Source organism: Thiorhodospira sibirica ATCC 700588 (genome assembly GCF_000227725.2).
Taxonomy (GTDB): Bacteria; Pseudomonadota; Gammaproteobacteria; order Ectothiorhodospirales; family Ectothiorhodospiraceae; genus Thiorhodospira; species Thiorhodospira sibirica.
The window spans coordinates 1,854,274-1,877,228 of record NZ_MU255056.1 but is presented as its reverse complement, the minus strand read 5'-3'; the positions used below and the strand labels follow the sequence as shown (position 1 = coordinate 1,877,228).

At 56.1% G+C, this 22,955-nt stretch carries 21 protein-coding genes, 1 tRNA gene and 2 pseudogenes; 9 read left to right on the top strand and 15 right to left on the bottom strand.

The window, feature by feature from the left end:
• Window positions 1–135: 135 nt before the first annotated feature.
• Entirely contained in the window at window positions 136–750 is a 615-nt protein-coding gene (locus tag THISIDRAFT_RS08850; protein ID WP_246585364.1) for a hypothetical protein, read from the top strand.
• Window positions 751–778: 28 nt separating this feature from the next.
• On the opposite strand, the gene THISIDRAFT_RS08845 is transcribed toward THISIDRAFT_RS08850, so the two are convergent.
• Window positions 779–2,365 carry an ATP-binding protein gene (locus THISIDRAFT_RS08845; RefSeq protein WP_006788327.1) on the bottom strand — a complete coding sequence of 529 codons (1,587 nt, stop codon included), beginning with the start codon at window positions 2,363–2,365 and terminating at the stop codon, window positions 779–781.
• 205 nt (window positions 2,366–2,570) lie between these two features.
• Between THISIDRAFT_RS08845 and mgtE the strand changes: the two genes are divergently transcribed.
• The 3 genes from mgtE to msrA are packed head-to-tail and all read left to right on the top strand — an operon-like array spanning window position 2,571 to window position 5,556.
• Window positions 2,571–3,932, top strand: coding sequence for a magnesium transporter (mgtE, locus tag THISIDRAFT_RS08840; protein WP_006788328.1), 1,362 nt, complete (start codon window positions 2,571–2,573; stop codon window positions 3,930–3,932).
• A 4-nt stretch (window positions 3,933–3,936) separates the two neighbouring features.
• Entirely contained in the window at window positions 3,937–4,899 is a 963-nt protein-coding gene (epmA, locus tag THISIDRAFT_RS08835) for an EF-P lysine aminoacylase EpmA (RefSeq protein WP_006788329.1), read from the top strand.
• A 24-nt stretch (window positions 4,900–4,923) separates the two neighbouring features.
• Window positions 4,924–5,556: a peptide-methionine (S)-S-oxide reductase MsrA gene (gene msrA, locus THISIDRAFT_RS08830; RefSeq protein WP_006788330.1), complete on the top strand. Its 633-nt coding sequence runs from the start codon at window positions 4,924–4,926 to the stop codon at window positions 5,554–5,556.
• Window positions 5,557–6,030: 474 nt separating this feature from the next.
• On the opposite strand, the gene THISIDRAFT_RS08825 is transcribed toward msrA, so the two are convergent.
• A complete protein-coding gene (locus tag THISIDRAFT_RS08825; protein WP_006788331.1) occupies window positions 6,031–6,729 on the bottom strand; it encodes a response regulator transcription factor in 699 nt (232 codons plus the stop codon).
• Window positions 6,730–6,829: 100 nt separating this feature from the next.
• On the opposite strand from THISIDRAFT_RS08825, the gene THISIDRAFT_RS08820 reads away from it, so the two are divergent.
• Entirely contained in the window at window positions 6,830–8,662 is a 1,833-nt protein-coding gene (locus THISIDRAFT_RS08820; RefSeq protein WP_006788332.1) for a sensor histidine kinase, read from the top strand.
• A gap of 61 nt (window positions 8,663–8,723) precedes the next feature.
• On the opposite strand, the gene rraA is transcribed toward THISIDRAFT_RS08820, so the two are convergent.
• The 7 genes from rraA to THISIDRAFT_RS08785 all read right to left on the bottom strand — a co-directional run bounded on the left by rraA (window position 8,724) and on the right by THISIDRAFT_RS08785 (window position 14,759).
• A complete protein-coding gene (gene rraA / locus THISIDRAFT_RS08815) occupies window positions 8,724–9,209 on the bottom strand; it encodes a ribonuclease E activity regulator RraA (RefSeq protein WP_006788333.1) in 486 nt (161 codons plus the stop codon).
• The gene (locus THISIDRAFT_RS08810; protein ID WP_006788334.1) at window positions 9,206–10,675 is read right to left on the bottom strand and encodes a dynamin family protein; all 1,470 of its coding nucleotides are present in this window, start codon (window positions 10,673–10,675) and stop codon (window positions 9,206–9,208) included. The genes rraA and THISIDRAFT_RS08810 overlap by 4 nt, the downstream gene beginning before the upstream one ends.
• A 26-nt stretch (window positions 10,676–10,701) precedes the next feature.
• A complete protein-coding gene (gene rnc, locus THISIDRAFT_RS08805; RefSeq protein WP_006788335.1) occupies window positions 10,702–11,388 on the bottom strand; it encodes a ribonuclease III in 687 nt (228 codons plus the stop codon).
• 3 nt (window positions 11,389–11,391) lie between these two features.
• Window positions 11,392–11,754 (bottom strand): DUF4845 domain-containing protein, encoded by a 363-nt coding sequence (locus tag THISIDRAFT_RS08800; protein ID WP_006788336.1) that lies wholly within the window; start codon window positions 11,752–11,754, stop codon window positions 11,392–11,394.
• Window positions 11,755–11,783: 29 nt separating this feature from the next.
• Entirely contained in the window at window positions 11,784–12,593 is an 810-nt protein-coding gene (lepB, locus tag THISIDRAFT_RS08795; protein WP_006788337.1) for a signal peptidase I, read from the bottom strand.
• A gap of 107 nt (window positions 12,594–12,700) precedes the next feature.
• Complete coding sequence (lepA, locus tag THISIDRAFT_RS08790) at window positions 12,701–14,512, bottom strand: translation elongation factor 4 (RefSeq protein ID WP_006788338.1); 1,812 nt, start codon at window positions 14,510–14,512, stop codon at window positions 12,701–12,703.
• Window positions 14,505–14,759, bottom strand: a complete 255-nt coding sequence (locus tag THISIDRAFT_RS08785) for a glutaredoxin family protein (RefSeq protein WP_006788339.1) — start codon at window positions 14,757–14,759, stop codon at window positions 14,505–14,507. Before THISIDRAFT_RS08785 ends, lepA begins: the two co-directional genes overlap by 8 nt.
• A 138-nt stretch (window positions 14,760–14,897) precedes the next feature.
• Between THISIDRAFT_RS08785 and THISIDRAFT_RS08780 the strand changes: the two genes are divergently transcribed.
• Window positions 14,898–15,305 (top strand): DsrE family protein, encoded by a 408-nt coding sequence (locus THISIDRAFT_RS08780; RefSeq protein WP_006788340.1) that lies wholly within the window; start codon window positions 14,898–14,900, stop codon window positions 15,303–15,305.
• Between the two features lie 26 nt (window positions 15,306–15,331).
• The gene (gcvH, locus tag THISIDRAFT_RS08775) at window positions 15,332–15,775 is read left to right on the top strand and encodes a glycine cleavage system protein GcvH (RefSeq protein WP_006788341.1); all 444 of its coding nucleotides are present in this window, start codon (window positions 15,332–15,334) and stop codon (window positions 15,773–15,775) included.
• A gap of 167 nt (window positions 15,776–15,942) precedes the next feature.
• Here gcvH and THISIDRAFT_RS08770 read toward each other — a convergent pair whose 3' ends face one another.
• The 5 genes and pseudogenes from THISIDRAFT_RS08770 to THISIDRAFT_RS15095 all read right to left on the bottom strand — a co-directional run.
• Window positions 15,943–16,872, bottom strand: coding sequence for a GIDE domain-containing protein (locus THISIDRAFT_RS08770; protein ID WP_006788342.1), 930 nt, complete (start codon window positions 16,870–16,872; stop codon window positions 15,943–15,945).
• 15 nt (window positions 16,873–16,887) lie between these two features.
• Window positions 16,888–17,469 carry a LemA family protein gene (locus THISIDRAFT_RS08765; protein WP_006788343.1) on the bottom strand — a complete coding sequence of 194 codons (582 nt, stop codon included), beginning with the start codon at window positions 17,467–17,469 and terminating at the stop codon, window positions 16,888–16,890.
• A 90-nt stretch (window positions 17,470–17,559) separates the two neighbouring features.
• Complete coding sequence (locus tag THISIDRAFT_RS15385; RefSeq protein ID WP_418896142.1) at window positions 17,560–18,420, bottom strand: DNA gyrase subunit B family protein; 861 nt, start codon at window positions 18,418–18,420, stop codon at window positions 17,560–17,562.
• 90 nt (window positions 18,421–18,510) lie between these two features.
• Window positions 18,511–19,944, bottom strand: a pseudogene (locus THISIDRAFT_RS15380) (Hint domain-containing protein); the annotation flags it as partial.
• 237 nt (window positions 19,945–20,181) lie between these two features.
• A pseudogene (locus tag THISIDRAFT_RS15095) lies at window positions 20,182–21,690 on the bottom strand (DNA gyrase subunit B); the annotation flags it as partial.
• A gap of 330 nt (window positions 21,691–22,020) precedes the next feature.
• On the opposite strand from THISIDRAFT_RS15095, the gene THISIDRAFT_RS08755 reads away from it, so the two are divergent.
• Window positions 22,021–22,428, top strand: coding sequence for a DUF4253 domain-containing protein (locus tag THISIDRAFT_RS08755; protein WP_006788345.1), 408 nt, complete (start codon window positions 22,021–22,023; stop codon window positions 22,426–22,428).
• Window positions 22,429–22,502: 74 nt separating this feature from the next.
• Here THISIDRAFT_RS08755 and THISIDRAFT_RS08750 read toward each other — a convergent pair.
• Window positions 22,503–22,579, bottom strand: a tRNA-Arg gene (locus tag THISIDRAFT_RS08750).
• Window positions 22,580–22,745: 166 nt separating this feature from the next.
• On the opposite strand from THISIDRAFT_RS08750, the gene THISIDRAFT_RS08745 reads away from it, so the two are divergent.
• Window positions 22,746–22,955 (top strand): helix-turn-helix domain-containing protein (locus THISIDRAFT_RS08745; RefSeq protein WP_221913986.1); only part of this gene is annotated, 210 nt, incomplete at its 3' end.

Sequence of the window (22,955 nt, the reverse complement as noted above, 5' to 3'; positions counted from 1 at the left end):
CAAACGCTTGGCAGAAGAGGTGGAACGTGGACTGTGCGCAGCGCATCCGGGGCTGCGCCTGACGGTGGTGAGGAAATTGTCGCCGGACTCCCCTCCTTTTTAAGGAGGGGTGGCGCGTAGCGCCGGGGTGGTTAGATGATCGAAGCGCAAACCGCCAACACGGTGGCGTTGAGCCATGTGCTGGTGCTGGAGACCGAGCGCCAAGACAGGCGCGAACCGTGGCTTTGCGGGTCAGCAAGCCATTCTGGAGAGGGTGTTGGCTTGGCTGCCGGCTGGGGCGTGCGGGAAGCGTATTTTCCGGGTGTGCGCCTGTTCGCCTCTGGGGTGGTGACCCACCTGGGAATTGTGCATGACCCGGGGCATCCACAGCCATGGATCATGGCCATGGATGCGATTCCGACCCGTGCGCGCGTACTGGACTATGCCACGCGCTGGGGCATCGAGCCGATGTTCTCCGACTTCAAGGGGCGAGGATTTGGCTTGGGGGATTCGCACCTGCGCCATGCGGATCGTTTGGAACGCCGGGTGTTGATCATGGCCTTGGCGATGTATGGGTGTGTGCGCATTGGGCGCGAACAGGCGTGCCACCCTCCGACCCCGCTCGAAAAAAAACCAAGCACAGGACGATCCGAACCACTGGCGCTTTCGCAAGCTTGCCCGCAGCCTAGTTTCGTGGTTCACACGTGGCTTGCGCTACCTGATGCGCTGTCTGCAAAACGACCTGCCGCTGCCGGCTTTTCGTGCCCGTGAGTAAATTGATAGGTGGTAAGGGACTGGCCTATGCGGAAGTGCTCGATACCACCAAGCGCCGCCAGTCGGCCTGGATTAGGTTGCGTGCGGTGCTGGAGAATACCAGCCCGACCTCGAATAGCCCCTGATTGGGGGTGTGGCGATATTTGGCGCTGTAATCGCGAGCCTGAATCTGCGCCAGCGCGGGGTTGTCAGCGGGCGGCTGATCCGTGTGAATCAGCTTGATCTCCATGACATAGACAAACCCGGCAAACTTGATGGTCAGATCAACCTGACCATGATTGCAGATGTCCTCGGGGATGATCTCGGCATCCAGGCTGGCGAAGAAGGCATAGAGCACGCTGGCATAGTAGCCTTCGGCCTCGGGCAGGGCATTGTGGGTGAAATTGCGCCACGGGATGCTGGCGAACAGGCGCTGAATGGTCGCGATCAGACCCGGCAGGTCGCCCTGTGTCAGCGATTCGATCAGTGCGCGTTTATAAGATAGGCGGGTGTTGCTGATCCCGGCGTAGGCGTTGATGAACTGGTTATTGAGCGCGGTGCGAACCTCATAGTTTGGTACCCGCAGCTTGAAGCTCAGCTCCCCCCAGCAGTCATTCGACGCAGCGATAGTCAGATAACCGGACTGAAACAGCAAGGTCACGGGGTTGATGCGCTCGATGTCGAAGGAATCGAGAATCTCCTCGCCCACCTCAATCTGCTCCATGTTGGGCAGGAAATAGCGGCGCTGCTGGAACAGCTTGATCAAAAAGCTCGGGCTGCCCGTCTCAAACCAGTAGTTGCGATACTGGTAGCCTTTTTCGATGAAGAGCAAAATGTCGTAGGGGTTATAGACCGGCTCGCCCAAAAATCCATAGCCGTTGTACCAGTGGCGCAAGGCGTCCCAATCGACACCCGTCAGGTGCGCAGCGAAGGTGGTTTCCAGATCCTGCTGGGTGTAGCCACATAGGGTGGCAAACTGGACATCGAGGGTAATGTCGTTGAGCTGATTGAGGCCTGAAAACAAACTCACCTTGCTGAATTTGCTCACCCCGGTCATGAAGACGAAGCGCAGGTGCGCATCCTCCGCTTTGAGCACCGAATACAGATTTTTCAGCCCCTCGCGGATTTCTACGGCGCGCTCGATGTGTTCGATGTTATCGAGGATCGGCTTGTCGTATTCATCAATCAACACCACCACCCGCTGGCCGCTGTGCGCATGGATCTGGCGGATCAATGCACCGAACAGGCCCGGAATGTCTCGCGCCACTGCGTCGTCGTCGAGTCCCAGACGCTGGCGGTTGGTGCGCAGCACATCAAGGATGCGCTGATCCAGCTCGGCGCGGTTTTGCACCACCCCGGCGGCAAAGTCGAGCACAATCACCGGATGGCGCTGGCTCCAGTCCCAGTGGGGATGAATGTGCAGACCGCGAAACAGCGCCTCGTTGCCCTCGAACAGCTCTTTGAGTGTATCGACAAACAGGCTTTTGCCGAAGCGGCGCGGGCGGGAGAGAAAATACGCCTTGCCCTTTTGCACCAGGGCGTGCGCGGCGGCAGTTTTATCAACATAGCAATAGCCACCGGTGCGCATCTCGCTGAAAGTTTGAATGCTCAGTGGCAAGGGAGCTTTGGTCATGGTCAGAGCCTCGTGTTGAATGATGATGTGCCATCGATGAACACCGCTCGGCCTGCGTCAATTGCCGTGGGGCGCGTTTGGTTTGTGTTTAACGCATGGTTGATTGACAATATAGGCATAAACGCATCGGTACAGCGCCACGCGCATGATCCCCAGGGTGTGCCATCGGCGACGGCAACGCAAAATCTCCAGGTAAGCATTTATTATGACGGAAAGCTCAAGCTGTTACGCAAGCTCTGCTGCGGATTTACCCTCCTTACTTGCGACCAAGGATTGGGATGCCTTGCGCACGATTCTGGCGCAGATTCCGGATCAGGATATTGCCACCTGTGTGCCCGAGCTGGAGCAGGCCGATCAGCAGCGTCTGCTGTTGCGTTTATTGCCCATCGAGCGGGCCTCGCATGTCTTTTCCCATCTCAGTACCGAGCAGCAAGCTGAGGTCTTGGAGACCTTAGCCGATCCGGACAAGGCGCGCTTGCTGATGGAGCTGCCTTACGATGATGCGGCGGCGCTGCTGCATGAATTGCCTGATGAGCACAGTCAGGTGCTCATGGAGATGTTTCCCCGCGAGGATCAACAGATCCTGGCGCATTTGCTGGCCTTTCCGGAGCACAGCGCCGGGCGTTTCATGACGCCTGAGTTTGTCACGCTTCGTCCGGATTGGAGTATCGGGCGGGCGCTGGATCATGTGCGCGAACACAGTGCGCTGGGTGAAACCGTGAATGTGGTGTTTGTCACCGATGAACAAGGCGTGCTGCTGGGCGTGTTGAGTCTGCGCGAGCTGCTGCTGGGACGGCCGTGGCATCGTGTGGAAACGCTGGCGCAGCTTGATGTGATCAGCATTGAGGCGGATGTGGATCGGGAAAAAGTGGCCGGCCTGATGCGCCATTATGATCTGGAGGTTTTGCCGGTGGTGGATGCGCAGGGCATCCTGTTAGGGATTATCACCGTCGATGATGTGATGGATGTGGTGGAACAGGAAGGCACCGAGGATTTTCACAAGATGGCCAGTGTGGGGGTGATGACGCTGGGCCTGAAAGAGGCCAGTATGTCGCTGTTATACCGCAAGCGCATCGGCTGGTTGATTATTCTGGTGGTGGTCAATCTGCTCAGTGGTGCCACCATCGCCTTTTTTGAAACCGCGATTGAGGCGGTGATTGCCTTGGTGTTTTTCCTGCCATTGGTAATTGCCAGCGGCGGCAATGCCGGGGCACAATCGGCCACCTTGATGGTGCGCGCCATTGCCACCGGCGATGTGCAAACCCGTAATGGAATGCGTTTGTGGGGTAAGGAGTTACTGGTTTCCATAGGGCTTGGGATCACCCTGGCCCTGACCGTTTGGGGCGCGGGGGTGTGGCTGGGCGGTGTACTGGTCGGTATGGCGGTAGCGATTGCCATGTTTTTGGTGGTGATCATTGCCAGTCTGTTTGGGCTGATGCTGCCCTTTGCCTTGAATGCCTTGCGCATTGATCCGGCAACCGCAAGCGCGCCCTTGATCACCTCAGTGGTCGATGTCCTGGGGATTTTTATCTATTTTTCGGTCGCAACGGCCATCTTGCAGCTGTAATCCCATGGCCGACAATGCCTGGCAGCCCAGTGCAGCCTTTGCGGTATTACAACGCCGGGCGGCGCTGTTAGCGCAGATTCGTGCCTTTTTTGCCCAGCGGCAGGTGCTGGAAGTCGAAACGCCCGTATTATCCGCCGCCGCCAATCCCGATCCCGCCCTGGAAAGCCTCACCGTACCCACCCCGGAGGGGCTGCGTTATTTGCAAACCTCGCCGGAATTTGCGATGAAGCGACTGTTGTGCGCCGGTTATGGCGATATGTATCAGCTGGCGCGAGTGTTTCGTGGCGCGGAGCAAGGACGTTATCACAATCCTGAATTCACGCTGCTGGAGTGGTATCGGCGAGACTTTGATCATCATCGCCTGATGGATGAGGTCGAAGACCTGATCAACGATCTGGCTGACCTGCCGTTTACAGCAAGGGCGGAGCGCATCCCGTATCGGGATCTATTCATCCAGCACTTACACCTTGATCCGTGGGATTGCACCCCGCAAGACTGCGCCGCCTGTGCCCAGCACCATGACTTGACGCTACACGGTACGCTGGCGCTGGATGCCTGGCTTGATCTGCTGATCAGTCATCTGATTGCGCCTCGGCTGCCCAAAGATCGCCTGTGCTTTGTGTACGATTATCCGCCGTCTCAGGCCGCATTGGCGCAGATTGTCAGCGTCGATGGGCGCTCGGTGGCGCAGCGTTTTGAGCTGTATTGGGGGCCGCTGGAATTGGCTAATGGCTTTCATGAACTGGGGCAGGCCGATGAGCAGCAGCGGCGTTTTGTGGCGGATAATGCCCGCCGGATTCAGGTCAAACAGCCTGAGGTGGCGCTGGATGAACTCCTGCTGGCTGCTCTGGCGCACGGTCTGCCACGCTGTGCCGGGGTGGCCTTGGGCATTGATCGCCTGTTAATGTGTCTCAGCAAAGCCACGCATATTCACCAGGTACTGGCCTTTGACTGGCAACGTGCCTGAATTGATCACATACCGAGGTGTTCCATGCTGTTCTCCCGCGCCAAATCCTTAACCCTTCCCACCCCCGAAGACGCGCTGCCAGGGCGCACGACACCGGTGCAGATTACCGAAACACATCGGGTACTCGGCACACGCATGTTGCCCCCTTATCCTGAAGGTCTGGAGATCGGCGTATTTGGCATGGGCTGCTTTTGGGGCGCCGAGCGGCGCTTTTGGTCATTAGCGGGGGTGTATAGCACGGCGGTGGGCTATGCCGGCGGGCATACCCCCAACCCTTCCTATGAAGAAGTGTGTAGCGGTTTAACCGGGCATTGCGAGGTGGTGCAGGTGGTGTTTGATCCCCACACGCTCGCCTATGCAGAACTGCTCAAGGTATTTTGGACCGCCCATAACCCCACCCAGGGCATGCGCCAGGGCAATGATATTGGCACTCAGTACCGCTCGGCCATTTATGTCTGTAGCGAGGCACAGGCCGCGCTGGCAGCGCAGACCCGGCAGAGCTATCAGCAGCGCCTTAGCGCACACGGACATGGCACCATCACCACCGAACTGAGCGCCAGCTTCCGCTTTTATTTTGCCGAGGATCTGCATCAGCAGTATCTGGCGAAAAATCCCCACGGCTATTGCGGCCTGGGCGGCACCGGCGTGGCTTTTTAATCCGGAGATTGCATTAACCGGCCTATGGCAGGTGTTCTGCTCCTAAAAACCTAAACAAAGTTGCTTATGCGATTTTTAGGCACTTCGCTCTCCGTTGATAACACCCTTGCGGGCGAGCAACTGGAGTCCTGGTTGAGCAGTCCCAACCGAATGGCCGGTCAACACCGGCAACATGGGCGGTTTCAGCCGTCGAAACCCAGCTTGCGCCATAAAAGTGGCCTCGGCGTTCATCCTGAACAGAGAACAACTTTGCGATTCGACTTCGACCCCGACCATGGAACGCGAAACCTTCGCGCTTGTAGATAACCTATCTACAATGGAGAATTCTGATAAACAATGAAGAAAAAATCAAGAACTGTTTTTTGCTCCTTTTTGCGGGGAGATCCGGGGATGTCTGTGCCGTTTGATAGCCGTGATCATTGAATGACAAATCAGGCAATCCACCTTCTCTTCGGCATTGAAATCAAAATGAGCCTATTCGTCTGAGGGTAAGGTCTCGGGGATGCAGTAGCCCAGGTTGCGAAAGGTGTTGAGCGGGAGGTTTTGGCCCGTGTGTGTAGACACTTTTTTGCGCAGGCGGGAGATCAGGGTATCGAGCTTGCGGGTGTCGGTAATGGTCGGTGAGAGGGTGAGGGCATGGCAGAGGTGTTCACGGGCGAAGACCTCGCCGGGCCGGGAAAACAGGGTCGCTAGCAGTTTGGTCTCTGCGCCGGTGAGTTCGATGGCAATATTGTCAGGGGTGTAGAGTGTCTGGGCCGATTCTTCGATACGCCAGGTTGAGGCGGCGTGTGGTGTTGCTGAGGTGGTGCGCGTCAGCAGCCGCTGGATGATGGCATTAAGTTCTGCCAGATTGATGGGCTTGACCAGATAGGCATCGGCGCCGGCCTGCCAACCCGCAATGCGGTCGCTGGTTTGCCCACGGGCGGTCATAATCACCAGATGTGGCGTGGCGGCGGTACGTTGCGAGAGTTCATGCGTCAAGACGAGCGCATCCCCATCGGGCAGGTTCAAATCCAGCAGAATCAGCGCCATCGTAGTATGCTCAAGCAATGCGCGAGCCTCTGCCAGGCTTGCCGCACTATCGCTACTAAATCCTTGAAACTGAAGGTAATCAGCTAATTCTTCACGCAAGTCATCGTCATCCTCAACGATCAGGATATGTGTTTTGTTCATGACCCGGCATTCGTTTTCTGTGTCTTTAAGATGGCTGTGGGTGTGTAGCTGCCTGGCTTTTCCATGCCAGATTTATGCCTCTGGCACCCCTGTCTTATTGATGGACTCTGAGGCGATCTCTTATCATAACAAAGAACTATCCTCTTATTTTGAGGTTTTACGTGATCCAGGGGGCCAATGGCAGCTGGCCGAGGTGATCGCGCAGCAGGCGCTGTTTATGCCGCTGCAGGGCGGTTTTGCAGAAGGGTTTAGCAAAGATGTTTTTTGGCTGCGCCTGTCTGTTGTCCACTTCAAGGGTGAGGCGGGGCGTTGGTGGCTGTTAATTCATCCGGCCTTTATAGATCAGTTGCACTGGTATAGTCCGCAGCCCGATGGCAGTTACACGCGCTGGCAGGCCGGTAGCCAGGTTCCCTTAAAGCAGCGTCCGTTGGCAATTCCCCAGGCGGTTTTTCCCGTTAATCCTGCAGAGCAGGTCCAGACCTATTACCTGCGCGTCCAGAGCAATACCACCTTGACCCTGGATTTTAGCCTGTGGACAGCGGACAGTTTTGCCCAGCATGTTGTTGCAAGCCACTTTATGCATGGGATGTTTTTCGGGCTGCTGGTGCTGATTACGATTTATAGCCTGATGATGATTGGCTGGGTCAAGCAGGCTTTCTTCTGGTATGCCGTTGCCTTTATCACCGCCTATGGCATCGTGCATCTGATGTTTAAAGGCTATGATCAGGCGTTTATCTATCCACAAACCCCCTGGTTTTCTGATCATCTGATCGGCATCATTGTGATTGTGGGGCTGGCCGTGCAGATTATTCTGGTGGTGAGCTATTTTCGCCCGGCAACGTATTATCCACGCCTGACGCGCAGCCTGGAAGGCGTCGTTACGCTGTATGTGCTGCTGTTGCTGTTATCCCTGTTGGGGCTGTATCCACATATCAATCACCTGGTTCATCTTGTCTCTGTCATCGCGCAGTTTTTATTGTTTGCACTGATGCTGTTGATGCTGCGCATTGAACCCGCCAAAGCCTTGCTTTTCCTGCTGGTGTTTTTGCCCACACTGACCACGATTTTTTTGCATATTTTGCGTAATATCGGCGTTTTGCCGGTGAATTTCTGGACCTCGGCGCTCTGGTGGCCGATGGCGGTGCTGCAGGTGATTTTCCTGGTGTTGGCGGCGATGTATTGGAGTGTGCAGGAACAGCGCCGCTTGCGAGCCAGCGAAGAGCGGGCGCAAAGCGAGCGGGACCTGCTCAATCTGGTCGCGCATGAGTTGCGTAATCCGTTGTCCATCATCACCACGGCGGTGACTAATCTGCAATTGCGCACCCAGGCTACACTGCCTGAGTTACAACCCCGCTATGAGCGCATTCACACCGCCCTGGCACGCCTGGATATTTTAATGGGCACCGCGCTGCTTTCCGAGCAGTTGGGCGAGACGATGATCAAGCTCAATGTGCAGCCCATTACCCCGACCGCATTGGTGGACTATGTTCTGGAGCTGTTTCATTTCAATGCCGAAAAATACCAGCTGCAGTGTGAGATTTCTGAGGCGGTGGAGGTGATGCATGTGGATATTCAGTGGTTCACCCTGGCTTTGCTCAATCTGCTCGACAATGCGGTTAAATATACCCCGGCGGGTGGCCATATTCGCCTGCGCATTGATGCCCCCGAAACGGCATGGGTACGCATCAGGTTAAGCGATACCGGCATCGGTATTCCCAAAGAGGCTAGGGCGCAGCTGTTTGAGCGTTTTTATCGCGGCGCCAATGCCAGACCTTTGACCAAGATTAAAGGCTTGGGTTTGGGTTTGTTTCTGGTGCAGCAGGTTGTGATTAAGCACGGCGGATACATTGAGATCGACAGCACCGTTGACAAGGGCAGCGAATTTTTCGTGTATCTTCCTCAAAATCCGTCGCCACCTGCGCTATCTGATTGATACAGGGTCAAAAAAGTGCGCAATGGGCGAGATTTTAGATTTGCCGCATTGCGCACGATGTTCAGATCAAGGCCTTGGGGGCAGTGATGACACCGTTGGGGTCGGCATAGACAAAATCACCGGGGCGGATGGGCTGACCCGCGATGTGGATCGGGAGGTGTTGCTGGCCTTCGCCCCGACGGTCGGTTTTCAGCGGCACCGCGCCAAGGGCAAAGATGCCGATGTCCAGGGTGGCCAGAACCTCGACATCGCGGCAGGCGCCGAACAGGATCACCCCTTCCCAGCCCTGGCGCACCGCCGCAGCAGCAATCAGGTCGCCCAGCAACGCCCGACGCAGTGAGCCTCCGCCATCAACCACCAGCACTTTACCCTTTCCGGGGGTGGCGAGCAGTTCTTTGATGCGCGAGTTGTCTTCAAAGCATTTAACGGTTTCGATCTGTCCATGAAAACGCACGCGTCCACCAAAGGAGCGCCAGGCTACCCCCGTGATGGCCTGGGCGTCTTCGGGATGCGCATCACACAGATCGCAGGTCACAAAGTCGCTCATGCATTATCCTGCTTAGGCGCTGGCGTTTTGCCCGTGGTCGCAGGGGTGCTCCCGGAGGGGCTGACATAGCGGTCATTAAGCTGCTGTACAAATTGATCAGCGGCGATGCGGATGCCTTCCAGGCGTTTGCTGGTGGCCTTGTTCCAGCCCACCGGGTGGGTACGGAAGATGCTGCGCCAAAAGCGGGTGTTTTTGCGAAAGGCGTTGGCGAGATGGCCAAGGGAGGTGTTGCTTTCTTTTTGCAACCGCCGCAGCATCGTCTGGGCAATGAGATGACGCATACTGAAGTGAATCACCGCCAGCAGGCCAAAAACCAGGACGGTTAATGCCAGCGGCAGGGCCAGGGTATCCGGCACGCCGGGCAGCTGCAGCGCAGGCACCGTCTCCATCTGGGCTACCCAGAACAACAATACGCCCAGGGTTGGGATAAACAGCAACAGATCACCGATGAGCACGCGGCGCGCCCATTGACGCAAGCTTTGCTTGATGGCGGGCAGAGCCTCGTTTTCGATGCGGTTGGCAGTGGCTTCCAGGGCGCCGATGATGCGGTAGTTGCGCTCAATGCCTACGGTGTCGATGCGCCGGGCAATTTCGCTAAAATCCTGCTCAGATTTTTGCTGGTAACGCGCCTTAACGTCGGGGTTGGTGATTTCCACGGCAGCGTTGTGGTTATACATGCAGTAAAAGCGTCCGGTGGCAGCACCATGTTGTACCACCGCCCGCTGCCAGGCCGAGACCACTTCTTCGAGATTGTCTTCGCGCCAGGTGGCGTCAATCTGGTTGAGGATAAACATCATTTTAGCGGCATCGCGACGGGTAACTGTGCCGGATACCAGATGTGAAAGGGTGTCGCGCATCGCGCCGGGTTCGGGGTGGCGGGCATCGAAAAACACCAAGACCAGATCGGAGATGTCGATGATGTGGTCGGTGATGCGCAACACCGAATCCCGCTGGGCATCGGCATCAAAGCCAGGGGAGTCAATCATCACCCGGCCACTGAGGCGCTGCGAGCCGCAGGTGCGGATTTGCAGGTAGGTGTCGATGCGCTCGCCTTCGCCTTGGGCAACGTGTTCGATTTCTTCGCTGATCTGATAAAACGGGAAACGCGGATCGGCGTCCAGGGCAATGCCGGGGAGGGTGTGAATCTCGCCCTGGGCGTTGAAACACAGCACGGTGAACTTGTCATCCACGGCCTGACTGCCGGAGCGCTGGACATTGAGGCCCAGGTAATTGTTGACAAAGGTGGATTTGCCGGCAGAAAAAGTGCCCAATACCGAGATCAATGGCCACCAGGGGATGGTATTGGCATAGGACTGGTGCGGCCCCAGCAGACCGAGCTGGTAGGCCACCTTGTCAAGCACGATGAAGCGGTCAACCACATCGACCAGCAAGGGGTTTTCCTGGCGCAGATGCTCACGCAGTCGCTGCAGGCGCTGTGCCAGCAACTTGGAGGGTTTTTGATACATAAAAACTCCGCTGAGGTTAGATTGATTTAGTTGGAATAGACCTGCGTCTGTGCCTGGAGTTTTTCCAGTATCTGGGCGGCGGCGGCCTGTTCAGCCTTGCGGCGACTGCTGCCCTCGCCGATGGCCTTGAGGTCATGGGAATGGATCAGGCACAGGGCGCGAAAATGCTGCTCGTGCGGTTTGCCGGTGATGTCCTGTAACTCATACTGCGGCACCGGAAAGCCTTTTTCCTGCAGATATTCCTGCAGGCGCGTTTTCGGGTCTTTAAGCGATTCTGCACTGGGCAGATTGGCGAGGCGGTTGGCGTACAGGCGGATGACAAACTGCTGGGCGCTGGCAAAATCGGTTTCCAGATACACCGCGCCGATGATGGCCTCCAGGGTATCGGCCAGAATCGAATCGCGCCGAAAGCCGCCGCTTTTGAGCTCGCCTTGTCCCAGATGAATGACCTCACCCAGCCCATAATCGCGGGCAATCAGCGCCAGAGCGTCTTTATTGACCAGCGAGGCACGCAAACGGCTTAAATCGCCTTCGCTGGCCTGCGGGAGATGGCGGTAAAGATGCTCGGCGATAATAAAATTGAGCACGCTATCGCCCAGATATTCCAGACGTTCATTGTGTCGGCTGCCCGCGCTGCGATGGGTCAAGGCCTCCAGCAGGCGCGTAGAGGCCTGTACATGGGCGGGCAGGAGTTTTAGTAAAGACTGTCTCACGGATTAGTTAAGTTCAAAGCGACGCTCAAAGACGACCATGAGATCCAGATTACCGACAAAGCCGGTGCGCACTTCATAGGCCAGCCCCAGGTAACGTACCCCTTGTTCGTCAAAGACCGACAGATTATCTACGGTAATGGAATCAACGGAATTGACCTGAAAGCTGGGCGCGGCCTCGCTCCAGATCTGGCGGGTGGTCTTGGTTTTACCGCCCGGCTTTTCGGCAATGTCACTAAGAACGGATTTGATGGTGAAATATTCCGCATAGATCGGAAACAGCCTGAAGGCCGTAATAAAGGAAAAACCCAGGACACCGACCAGCAACAGCGTCACCGCCAGGCTGCCACCACGTTGTTTTGGATACATAAAAGCCCCCTTGCGTCATGAAATGTGCGTTATTGAATACGGGTTCCGATGCGGGAAATATCAACCTTGCTGGCCTGATGATCCCAATTCATCCAGATATAGACCGCTTTGCCGACCAGATGATGCTCCGGGACAAAGCCCCAAAAACGGCTGTCATTACTGTTGTCGCGGTTATCCCCCAGCACGAAATAATGCCCTTCAGGGACGTAGACCTCACCTTCAATGGAGGGACGGTTTGGCCAGTACAGAATCTGGTGCGCGACCTCGCCAAGCTGCTCCTCGGCCAGGCGCGCTCCGGTCATCACCGTGCCCGAACCTACGCCGATATAGCTATCAAGCTCCGTGGTAGCAACAAGCTCACCATTGATATACAAGGATTTATTGCGATAAACCACCTGATCACCGGGCAGGCCAACCACGCGCTTGATGTAATCTTCACGGGGATTGGCCGGGAAACGAAATACCATGACATCACCGCGTGCGGGTTCCCCGGTATCCAGAATCTTGGTGCGCGTGACCGGCAGACGCACGCCGTAGCTGTATTTGGTGACCACAATAAAATCACCGACTAACAGGGTCGGCATCATCGAGCCAGAAGGAATACGAAACGGCTCCACCACAAAAGAGCGCAACAGCAACACAATCAGCAACACCGGGAAGAAGGATTTGGCATATTCCACATACCAGGGATCGGGCGCCACCGATACGGCATTGCGGCTTTCATCCGGCCCCAGTACCAGGGAGATGCGCCGCTTGCGCCACCACAGCGTGTCCGCCAGCCAGATCAGCCCGGTAATCAGCGTGCCGAGCACTAAAATCATTTCTAGATCAAAGGTCATGGTGTCTTAAAATGCATCATCAATAAAGGGTGTACCCGCAAGGGCGGGAGGCGTTCTGCAACCGTGAGCCAGCAATTCGGCCTTGAAGCGCAGCCAAGGCTCTACCGCTATTTGTTCTGCTGATCCACTTGCAAAACCGCCAGGAACGCCTCTTGTGGCACCTCGACCCGCCCAATCTGCTTCATGCGCTTTTTACCCGCCTTTTGTTTTTCCAGCAGTTTACGTTTACGGCTAATATCCCCGCCATAGCATTTGGCAGTCACATTCTTGCGCATCGCCTTGACTGATGAACGGGCAATGATCTTGGAGCCAATGGCGGCCTGAATCGCCACCTCAAACATCTGTCGCGGAATCAGATCGCTCATGCGCTCGGTGAGTTCACGCCCCCGGCTTTGCGCCTGATCGCGGTGGGTGATGATTGACAGGGCATCCACCCGCTCGCCATTGATGAGCACATCAACCTTGACCAAAGGAGCGGCCTGAAAGCGATCCAGGGTGTAATCAAAGGAGGCATACCCCCGGCTGACCGATTTTAGCCGGTCGAAAAAATCCAGTACCACCTCGGAGAGTGGCAGATCATAGCCCAGAGACACCTGCTTGCCCAAATATTGCATCCGCGTTTGCACCCCGCGTTTTTCCACGCACAAGGTGATGACATTGCCCACATAATCCTGGGGGAGCAGGACATTGGCATTGATGATGGGCTCGCGCACCTCGGCCACTTCATTGACCGGCGGCAACTGGGCAGGATTATGGATGTAGATCACCTCACCTTTGGTGGTCAGCACCTCATAGACCACGGTGGGGGCGGTACTGATCAGCTCCAGGTTATATTCGCGCTCCAGGCGTTCTTGCACAATCTCCATGTGCAACATCCCCAAAAAGCCGCAACGAAAGCCAAAACCCAAGGCCTGCGAGGTTTCCGGCTCATAATGCAGGGAGGCATCGTTAAGCTTGAGCTTGTCCAGGGCCTCGCGCAGATCGTTGTAATCATCTGAGCTGATGGGGAAAATTCCAGCAAAAACACGCGGCTGCACCTCCTTAAACCCCGGCAAGGGCGTGAGCGCCGGATGATCGGTACTGGTGAGGGTATCGCCCACTTTCGCGCCGGTAATGTCTTTGATGGTGGCAATCACAAAGCCCACATCGCCGGTTTCAAGCACCTCACGATCTGCGGGCTTGGGCGTAAACACCCCCACCCGATCCACCAGATGACTGCGGCCCGTGGACATTGCGGTGATTTTTTGCTTGCGCCGCAGCGAGCCGTGCATCACCCGCACCAGCGCCACCACGCCCAGATAATTATCAAACCAGGAGTCAATAATCAGCGCCTGCAACGGGGCATTGGCATCCCCAGTCGGCGGCGGGATACGCCTGACCAAGACCTCCAGAAGATCTGGCACACCGATGCCGGTTTTGGCACTGACCGGCAAGGCATCGTGTGCATCAATCCCGATGACATCCTCAATCTCCTGCATCACCCGTTCAGGTTCCGCTGCCGGTAGGTCGATTTTATTCAGCACCGGCACCACTTCCAGTCCTTGATCAATGGCGGTATAGCAGTTGGCCACGCTTTGCGCTTCCACCCCTTGCGAGGCATCCACCACCAGCAGCGCACCATCACAGGCGGCCAGTGACCGCGACACCTCATAGGAAAAATCGACATGACCGGGAGTGTCAATAAAATTCAGATAATAATCCTGACCATCGCGAGCGCGGTAGGTCAAAGATACGCTTTGCGCCTTGATGGTGATCCCACGCTCACGCTCAATATCCATAGAATCAAGCACTTGCTCAGACATTTCGCGCTCAGCCAAACCGCCACATACCTGAATGAAGCGATCCGCCAAGGTGGATTTACCGTGGTCAATATGGGCGATGATGGAGAAATTACGTATAAAGGGCTGCCGTTCAGACATGATCTAATGTGTACTTGAGTTCGTCTTCGTCGAGAAAATGGCAGCAGATTATATCCTGTCCCAAGGCTAAAACAGGAATTTTTGCACGAAAGCGCGCAAAAAGAGCCTCATCGCTGTCGATATCGACCAATGTGAGAGAAAAGCCAAGGTGTGCCTGCAACTGCTGCAGCTGTGTGTGCATTGTCTCACACAAATGGCAACCCTCGCGATGATAAAGCGTCAACACCGGTGGCACCGTTGAATCCATCAAGCACTCCGTACCAAAGCAACATAAAACACCCCGTACACGCCACAAAGACACCGCGTGTCCAAGGGCTTTGCACGACCCAAACAAAGCCCACATAATGCCCGTCATTGCTGAAATCTCAAAGCGGAGGAGCTCTCTATGACTGATGCAAGTCCACACCTTAAGCCCTGCGATGACGATCCCCATGTGGTGATCATCATGACCAGCGGACCGGCCACACCTCAGCGCTGCGCCACGCCCTTTTATCTGGGCGCAGTCCTGGCGGCGATGGATGCCCAGGTAGACATTTTTTTTACCATGGAAGGGGTTTTACTGATGCAAAAAGGCGTTGCCGAGACCCTGGTCGCTCAGCCCGGCGGCAAGCGGATCATTGAGTTCATCCGCGACGCCAAACGGGCAGGCGTAAAGCTGCATGTCTGTGCCCCGGCCTTACCCGGATATACCCTGGATCCCACAAAAGACCTAATTGATGAGGTAGATCATGTTTCTCGGGCCAGTCAGCTCGCTGATCTTATTTTAACATGTGATAAAATCATAAACTTCTAATAAAAAATTCCTTGGAGGTTGAAATCATGGGCACTGCAAAAGGCTGTCATTTTCCCGAAGATGTACTCTATAGCATTGAAAACAACGTCTGGGTCCGCCAGGAGGCCGATGGCAACGTCACCGTCGGCTTAACCGCCTACGCCTGCGCACTGGCCGGACAAATCGTCTCCTACACCCCGAAAAAAGTCGGCAAAGATGTCAAAAAAGACAAATCCTGCGCCACGGTGGAATCGGGTAAATGGGTTGGCCCCGCTAAAACCCCGGTTGGCGGCGATGTCGTTGCCATTAACGACGCGGTGACCGCCAAACCTGGCTTGATCAACGAAGACCCCTATGGCGAAGGCTGGCTGGTCAAAATCAAACCCAACGACTGGGCCGGTGAATCTGGCGATCTGAAAACCGGTGCTGAAGCCATCAGCGCCTTTGAAGCTAAAATGACCGAAGAAGGCTTTAAGGGGTGCGGGGCTTAACCTGACCGGTTTTTAGCCGAGTAAAATTCGGCAATCCGTGGCAGGCGGCTTCCAGCCGGCGCTCCCAAAAGCGACGGCTGGAAGCCCGGCAGGTTTTCCAGCTTTGCTGCTCTGATGAGCAGCGTTCCATGATGCCGGGCTGGGGCTCGGCGCTCCCATAGTCAGGCTCAATTCCAGAGTAACAGAACCAGCATCACCAAGCTTAGAGTGCCAAGGCTAGCCATGCCCAGGGCTGCGAGGATGGCCCAACGCAAGTAATGGCCAATGATACGTTTTTCCGGTTCGGCGTCTGCCGATAAGATAAAGGGACGGCTGCGGTCGGGGCCGCGTGAGAGGAGGTGGACGGCGGGCAGGGTGGTGCGTTGGGCGCGAAGCATTAAGGCTTCCTGTGCGGCGGCGGCGCGCACGGCTTCCCAGGCATTTAAATCAATCGGCCCGCGGGGTGACAGGCCAAAACTGGCCATTTTTTCCGGGTCTTTTTTCCAGGCACGCAGGAGGCTGGTGATCTCGTCTTGCAGCGCGTGCTGATCATCATAGCCGTGGGTGCGAAAGTAGCCGATGGCATAGAGGCTGTCACCGCTTTCCAGGCGGCGTTCGGTGTAGCGATAGCTCCCCAGATCCAGAAAGGTGCGCGCCTGTGGCCCAAATTCAGGCCAGCGGCTGGAGCCACTCCAGCGATCTTGATGGTGTGCAAAGATGGTGGCTTTGTGTGGGTCTATCACGCACACGCCGGTGTCATCTTGCAAATAAAACAGGTCTTCGCTGCGTCCTTTATCTACCGATTTCCAGTGGTTGCCGCCGCGCTGGTTGCGTTGCTGCTGTTCGACGGTGTATTCATACCACAGGCATTCACGGCGGGTGAGCGGGGCGATGATTGGCGTGCCTTCAATCAGGCGTCCGTGTCCGCTGAGTTCTACATGTCCTTGCGGTGCTGAGCGGATTTTTGCGGTGGGGGTGTCGGCCACCAGACGGGCGCGCCCCAGGTGACGTACAAAAAAATAGGCACACAGGGTGCTTGCCAAGCCGGTGAGTGTGATCTGCACCAACACCATGAAGGTGTCGGTGGTCTGTACATGAAGCGCCAGCGTGTCAAACATGGCGTCGAGCCGGTGTTAGGAAAACAGGCTCTTGATATTTACATCTTGTCGCTCGCGTTCTGAAAATTCCAGTAACACAAAGGCTTTGAAGTGAAAGAAACGGGCCACGATGACATCAGGAAACTGCTCGATACGCACATTATTGCGGTTGACGCTTTCGTTGTAATACTCCCGCCGGTCGGCAATGGCATTCTCCAGTCCCGAGATGCGCGCCTGCAAATGCTTGAAGCTGTCGCTGGCGGTCAATTCGGGGTAAGCCTCCGCCACCGCAAACAGATTGCCCAGGCCGATGCGCAGCGCCCCTTCCGCCTCGCCCAGCGCCTTGATGTCGCCGGATTGCTGGGCATTGGCAACGCGGCTGCGCGCCTGCATCACCCGTTCCAGAGTTTCTTGCTCATAGCGCATGTGCTGACGGCAGACCTCGACCAGTTTGGGTAATTCGTCATAACGCTGCTTGAGCAACACGTCGATATTGGACCATGCCTTGGAGACCCCATGCTTAAGGCTGACCAGATTGTTGTAGATCACAACCCCGTACAATCCCACAATTACCGCAATCACCAGCAACACTAACAGTACAGCCAGAATGGAGTCCATCGGATGTGCCTCTTTGTTTGTGGATCATCGTTTGCTATCCGCACGCTGAAAAACGGGAGCGCCGCGTTGTTGGAGCACTCCCAGGATGCGTTAAATATCCAGATTAGAAACCGCCAAGGCGTTGCTTTCAATAAACTCCCGGCGGGGTTCGACCTGATCGCCCATGAGGGTGGTAAAAATCTCATCGGCGCGGATGGCGTCTTCAATCTGCACCTGCAACAAGCGCCGCGTCTGTGCATTCATGGTGGTTTCCCAGAGCTGTTCGGGATTCATCTCGCCCAGCCCTTTATAGCGCTGGATGGAGATACCTTTGCGCGCCTCGCTTAACAGCCATTCCATCACCTCCTTAAAGGTGCTGACTGCCTGGCGGCGTTCGCCCCGCTGGATAAAGGCGCCTTGATCCAGCAAGCCATGTAAGCGCAAGGCCAGCTCATGCAGACTGCGGTATTCGGCGGAGGTGAAAAACTCAAAGCCATAGTGTTCGACCAGGATGGAGCCATGCACATGGCGCTCTAAAATGGCCTGATAGCCGGAGTTTTCATCGGCCTCAATGCGCAACTGATAGCGCGCTGCCCCGGCCAGATCGCTTTTCAGATCGGCGAGCAAGGTGCTGAACCAGGCCTGCAGTTGTTGTGCATGTTGGTGATCCGTCTCACTAAACGGTGCCACAAACAGCATCCGCTCCAGGACAGCCCGATCATAACGCCGTGCCAGCCGATCCAGCGCCGCCATCACCGCATTATAGCGGCGCGCCAATTCTTCCAGCGCCTCACCGCTGATGGGCGGCGCCGCGGCGTTGACGTGCAGTTGGGCATCATCCAGCGCGCTTTGTAATAACAGGGTATTAAGCCCCAGCTCGTCTTTGACATATTGCTCCTGCTTGCCGCGTTTGACCTTAAACAGCGGCGGCTGCCCGATATACACATGGCCGCGTTCAATCAGTTGCGGCATCTGCCGGTAGAAAAAAGTCAGTAGCAAGGTGCGGATATGCGAGCCGTCTACGTCGGCATCGGTGTTATGGCAGCACAGGCCACCCATACCGGCGATGAAGTTTTCGTCATCTTCAACCGAAAAATCATAGACCTGGCCATTGCTGGCTTCCACCGCAGTAATAGACTCAATGGGCAGCGCAATCAAGTCACCGTCAAGTGTTTTGAAACGGCGATTGATCGAAGGCGCGGTGCTGTTTAAGCGTGCCTCCAGCGCCTCTGCCCCCGGCAGCTCCGCCCAGATGTCGCGCAGGCGTTCCAGGTCTGCACGCGCACTGACGGTTAGATTCCAGTGCGGGTGGCGGGTGATGCAGGCGCGGCCACGGATTTCACGCACCACGCCATCCGGTTCATGGCGCGATAGCGAAGCCACTACGCCAAATGACGACAACAGGTAAGACAGCCCACTCGCCAGCTCGCGTGAGGAGGTGGCAAAACTTACGCGCCCGCCGGCCAGTGTACCATCGCCTTGAAGATAGCCGCGCAAAAAGGCCAGGCGCAGCGGCGCAGCGACGTTGAACACCAGATCCGGAATTCGCTTGTCAATGGCATTGATATTGGTAAAACCAAACAGATGACGCCAGACCAGTACCGCAACCCGGTGCGTCAGGCGCAGTTCTGTGACACGTTGCGGGCTGGTATAGACCTCAGCGTGCAGGCCGAAGGTTTGCTCCAGAACACGGCGCAGTTCGGGAAGAAGGGCCTGATTGCGTGCGCCAATGGCGAAACGAATGCCGCCGCGTTCAGAACAGGCGCCTTCCGCCAGATAAAAACCCAGCAGCCAGAGCAGATCCGCATTCACCGTGATAAAACGCGCCATGCCCTGATCGGCATAATGCTGGGGTGTCAGCTCCAGATCCGTGCGTTCGCCGAAATCACTCAGTGCCTTTGCATCTAGGTCGTCCATGCGAATATAGGGACGAACCTGATTGGCAGATGCACCCCGATACTGTGTTGCCCAAGCTTGTTCCAAGCGACTGGGAACAACCTTGACTTGTTCCATGATGTGCTCCACATCAGCACCCACCGCCTCCAGATATGTGATCCAGCGGTCCAGTCTTGGCCTGGAGAGGCCACGTTCCCAAGCATGCAGCGTTACGGGTTGACGAATACCAATATGCTCGCAGAGCGGACGAAGGGGCTGACCACTGGCCCGCCGCAATGCCGCAACCTCAGCCCCCACCGCCTGCGGGAGTTCGACGCGGGGTGAGATCAATTCGGCGTTGTCGGCGTGTTGCGCCAGGACGCGGGCCTTGTGACAGTCCTCCACAGCGATACCGCGCACCCAAATCTGTGCGGCGGCCTCAGGAATGGCGTGCAGCGCACTCAGCACATCCAGACGCTCCGGCGCAGTGACCGGAAAAGCCAGCGAACGGGGCGCTACAATCCAATCGCCAGCGCGCAAGGCATCACCGCGTTTGAGCTGAATTTGCTGGTTTTCATAGACAAAGACACTGTGACTGGCGGTTACCCGCACCGAGCGCCCATAGGCCGATTTAACCTCATACAGCGGTTCGTGGAGTGGATGGCGGATCACCGCCTTGATGGGACGAAAACGGCTCAGCCGATCATGCATACCAAAGCACAGCACCTCGCCCAGTTCGGCATCGCTGCGCTTGCAATAGCCATCACCAGCAGATTCAGGCAACGCAGCGTCGATGAAATCGCCGATGCAGGTCATGCGCACCTGACCGCCAGCATCGCGCACAAAAACATGCTCCTTGGCATCGACACTCATAATAATGATGCGGTGATAGCGCAGTTTGTCGGGATTGAATTCATCTTTGCCGATGCCGCAGCCCAGTGCGGTGATTAAGGTGCCGACCTCGGCTGAGGAGAGCATTTTGTCAAAGCGGGCTTTTTCTACATTTAAGATTTTGCCTTTGAGCGGCAAAATCGCCTGGGTGCGGCGGTCGCGTCCCTGTTTGGCTGAGCCACCGGCGGAGTCACCTTCCACCAGAAAAATCTCGGATAATGCCGGGTCTTTTTCCTGACAGTCGGCCAGCTTTCCGGGCAATCCGGCAATATCCAGCGCGCCTTTGCGGCGGGTCATCTCGCGGGCTTTGCGGGCGGCCTCGCGGGCACGGGCGGCGTCAATGATCTTGCCGGTGATGGTCCTGGATTCGCCAGGATTTTCCAGCAAAAAATTCTGCATGATTTCCGCCAGCACCGATTCCACCACCCCCTTAACCTCGGAGGAAACCAGCTTGTCTTTGGTCTGGCTGGAAAATTTAGGGTCGGGCACCTTGACCGACAACACCGCCGTCAGCCCTTCGCGGGCATCGTCGCCGGAGGTCGAAATCTTGTGCTTTTTGATGATGCCCTCTGATTCCATGTATTGATTCAGGGAGCGCGTTAATGCCGCACGAAATCCGGCCAGATGCGAGCCGCCATCGCGCTGCGGGATATTGTTGGTATAGCAGAAGATGTTTTCCTGGTAGGAGTCATTCCATTGCAGCGCCACCTCTACCCCGATATTGTCGCGCTCAGCATTGGCATAAATCACGGTCGGATGCAGCGGGGTTTTATTGCGGTTGAGGTGCTCGACAAAGGCGCGAATGCCGCCCTTGTATTCAAAAATATCTGACTTGCCATCGCGCTCATCATGCAGCTCAATACGCACCCCGGAATTGAGAAAGGATAATTCCCGCAGCCGCCGGGACAGCACATCATAGCGGTAGGTCGTGTCTGTGAAGATGGTTGGCGAGGGCAGAAAATGTACCAGTGTGCCGGTGCGCTGCGTTTCGCCCACCACCGCCAGCGGCGCCTGCGGTACCCCCAGCTTATAAATCTGGCGATGGGTTTTACCGTCACGAAAAATGGTCAGCTCCAGCCATTCCGACAAGGCATTGACCACCGAAACCCCCACGCCGTGCAAACCGCCCGACACTTTATAAGAGTTATCGTCAAACTTGCCACCGGCGTGCAGGATCGTCATGATCACCTCCGCCGCCGAGCAGCCCTCCTCGGGGTGAATATCCACCGGAATGCCGCGCCCGTCATCCCGGACGCTGACCGAGCCATCACTGTGAATCGTCACCTGAACCTGCGTGCAATACCCCGCCAGCGCCTCATCAATGGCGTTATCCACCACCTCAAAGACCATGTGATGCAGGCCAGTCCCGTCGTCGGTATCACCGATATACATGCCGGGGCGTTTGCGCACCGCATCCAGGCCTTTGAGCACTTTAATATTGGACGAATCGTATTTCTTTGTGTCGTGGTCAGCCATTCGTTGAGCCTATTCCCATCATTCGTGAAGAGCCGCATTTTATCATGTTTGCAACGGTGGCTTGGGCTTGATGTTTCACGATGTTTCACGTGGAACATTCGATGACTGGGCAGGATGCAAGACGTGTGTTGGACACACCGCTAAAGAGGGTGCCATGTTCCACGTGGAACATTCAAAACACGATTGAAGCGTGGGAGGCGGCGGGGCGGTATTTGATTAAATGCCAAACGGCTACAAAAGCCACCCGCCACATAAATAATTGAATTCCAGCGTGTCAGCGCAGAAAATGTGCTGTATTGATGCTCAAAACTTACGACTGGACAACCTGCCATGACAACCGTAGACCGCTATACCTTGATCCGTCACGCGCAAACTGACGGCATTAACTACGATCTCGACACCCAGGCTATTATCGAACGTCTGCAAGCCTGGGAAGCCTTATGTGAATTTCGCGTCACTGGCGCGCAGCGGGACAGCCTGCACATCACCTTTGATACATTGCCTGAGGATCTGGATGCTTTTGTACGGGAGTTGTATGACTTTTGCCCGGACTTGGTCGATCAGGGCACTGGCTGTATGGATGATTTGCTGAGGATGATCAAGGAGACGGGCTATGAGCTCGACGAAAACGAAAAAAAGCTGATTGAGGAGATCGACTTTGAGGATGAAAATTTTGGCCTGGAGATTCTCAAACGCGATCTGGAGAGGAAAAAAAGCCTGATGCTCTGGTGGGATTAGCGTTTTAGCCAAGGGATACAGAACACAGGAGGAGAGGTTTAGCGATGCGCTTGGCGAGGAATACTGCGGAAAGATGGCGCGCCCGGAAGGATTCGAACCTCCGACCACCTGGTTCGTAGCCAGGTACTCTATCCAACTGAGCTACGGGCGCGGGGACTGATAAAATGAGCTGCGAATTATCCCGTAGTGATTATTTTTTGTCAAGATGCGGTAGCGCAATTGTTAGCCCAAAGCAGTAATGTCCCCTTCGTCCAATTCTAAAATGTCCCCTTTATATTTAAGCGGGAGGGGCACGCATGACGAAGGAGCACATTACGATGAGTCACAAAGAAATTGACCGACTAGAGATGATTCAGGCGGTGGCGAACAAGCATCTGCGGCAGGCCGAGGCGGCCCAGCGCCTGAGGTTGAGCGTGCGCCAGGTCAAGCGCCTGGTTCGCCGCTATCGTGAGCATGGGGCGACAGGGCTACGCAGTGGCCACCGTGGCCGACGTCCCAATAACGCCATTGCCGAGACAGTACGCCAG

What these genes read in the sequence shown, in the direction of transcription:
- THISIDRAFT_RS08850 (WP_246585364.1), top strand. Translation starts at nt 136, where the DNA reads ATGATCGAAGCGCAAACCGCCAACACGGTGGCGTTGAGCCATGTGCTG.
- THISIDRAFT_RS08845 (WP_006788327.1), bottom strand. Translation starts at nt 2,365, where the DNA reads ATGACCAAAGCTCCCTTGCCACTGAGCATTCAAACTTTCAGCGAGATG.
- mgtE (WP_006788328.1), top strand. Translation starts at nt 2,571, where the DNA reads ATGACGGAAAGCTCAAGCTGTTACGCAAGCTCTGCTGCGGATTTACCC.
- epmA (WP_006788329.1), top strand. Translation starts at nt 3,937, where the DNA reads ATGGCCGACAATGCCTGGCAGCCCAGTGCAGCCTTTGCGGTATTACAA.
- msrA (WP_006788330.1), top strand. Translation starts at nt 4,924, where the DNA reads ATGCTGTTCTCCCGCGCCAAATCCTTAACCCTTCCCACCCCCGAAGAC.
- THISIDRAFT_RS08825 (WP_006788331.1), bottom strand. Translation starts at nt 6,729, where the DNA reads ATGAACAAAACACATATCCTGATCGTTGAGGATGACGATGACTTGCGT.
- THISIDRAFT_RS08820 (WP_006788332.1), top strand. Translation starts at nt 6,830, where the DNA reads ATGGACTCTGAGGCGATCTCTTATCATAACAAAGAACTATCCTCTTAT.
- rraA (WP_006788333.1), bottom strand. Translation starts at nt 9,209, where the DNA reads ATGAGCGACTTTGTGACCTGCGATCTGTGTGATGCGCATCCCGAAGAC.
- THISIDRAFT_RS08810 (WP_006788334.1), bottom strand. Translation starts at nt 10,675, where the DNA reads ATGTATCAAAAACCCTCCAAGTTGCTGGCACAGCGCCTGCAGCGACTG.
- THISIDRAFT_RS08800 (WP_006788336.1), bottom strand. Translation starts at nt 11,754, where the DNA reads ATGTATCCAAAACAACGTGGTGGCAGCCTGGCGGTGACGCTGTTGCTG.
- lepB (WP_006788337.1), bottom strand. Translation starts at nt 12,593, where the DNA reads ATGACCTTTGATCTAGAAATGATTTTAGTGCTCGGCACGCTGATTACC.
- lepA (WP_006788338.1), bottom strand. Translation starts at nt 14,512, where the DNA reads ATGTCTGAACGGCAGCCCTTTATACGTAATTTCTCCATCATCGCCCAT.
- THISIDRAFT_RS08785 (WP_006788339.1), bottom strand. Translation starts at nt 14,759, where the DNA reads ATGGATTCAACGGTGCCACCGGTGTTGACGCTTTATCATCGCGAGGGT.
- THISIDRAFT_RS08780 (WP_006788340.1), top strand. Translation starts at nt 14,898, where the DNA reads ATGACTGATGCAAGTCCACACCTTAAGCCCTGCGATGACGATCCCCAT.
- gcvH (WP_006788341.1), top strand. Translation starts at nt 15,332, where the DNA reads ATGGGCACTGCAAAAGGCTGTCATTTTCCCGAAGATGTACTCTATAGC.
- THISIDRAFT_RS08770 (WP_006788342.1), bottom strand. Translation starts at nt 16,872, where the DNA reads ATGTTTGACACGCTGGCGCTTCATGTACAGACCACCGACACCTTCATG.
- THISIDRAFT_RS08765 (WP_006788343.1), bottom strand. Translation starts at nt 17,469, where the DNA reads ATGGACTCCATTCTGGCTGTACTGTTAGTGTTGCTGGTGATTGCGGTA.
- THISIDRAFT_RS15385 (WP_418896142.1), bottom strand. Translation starts at nt 18,420, where the DNA reads ATGCCGCAACTGATTGAACGCGGCCATGTGTATATCGGGCAGCCGCCG.
- THISIDRAFT_RS08755 (WP_006788345.1), top strand. Translation starts at nt 22,021, where the DNA reads ATGACAACCGTAGACCGCTATACCTTGATCCGTCACGCGCAAACTGAC.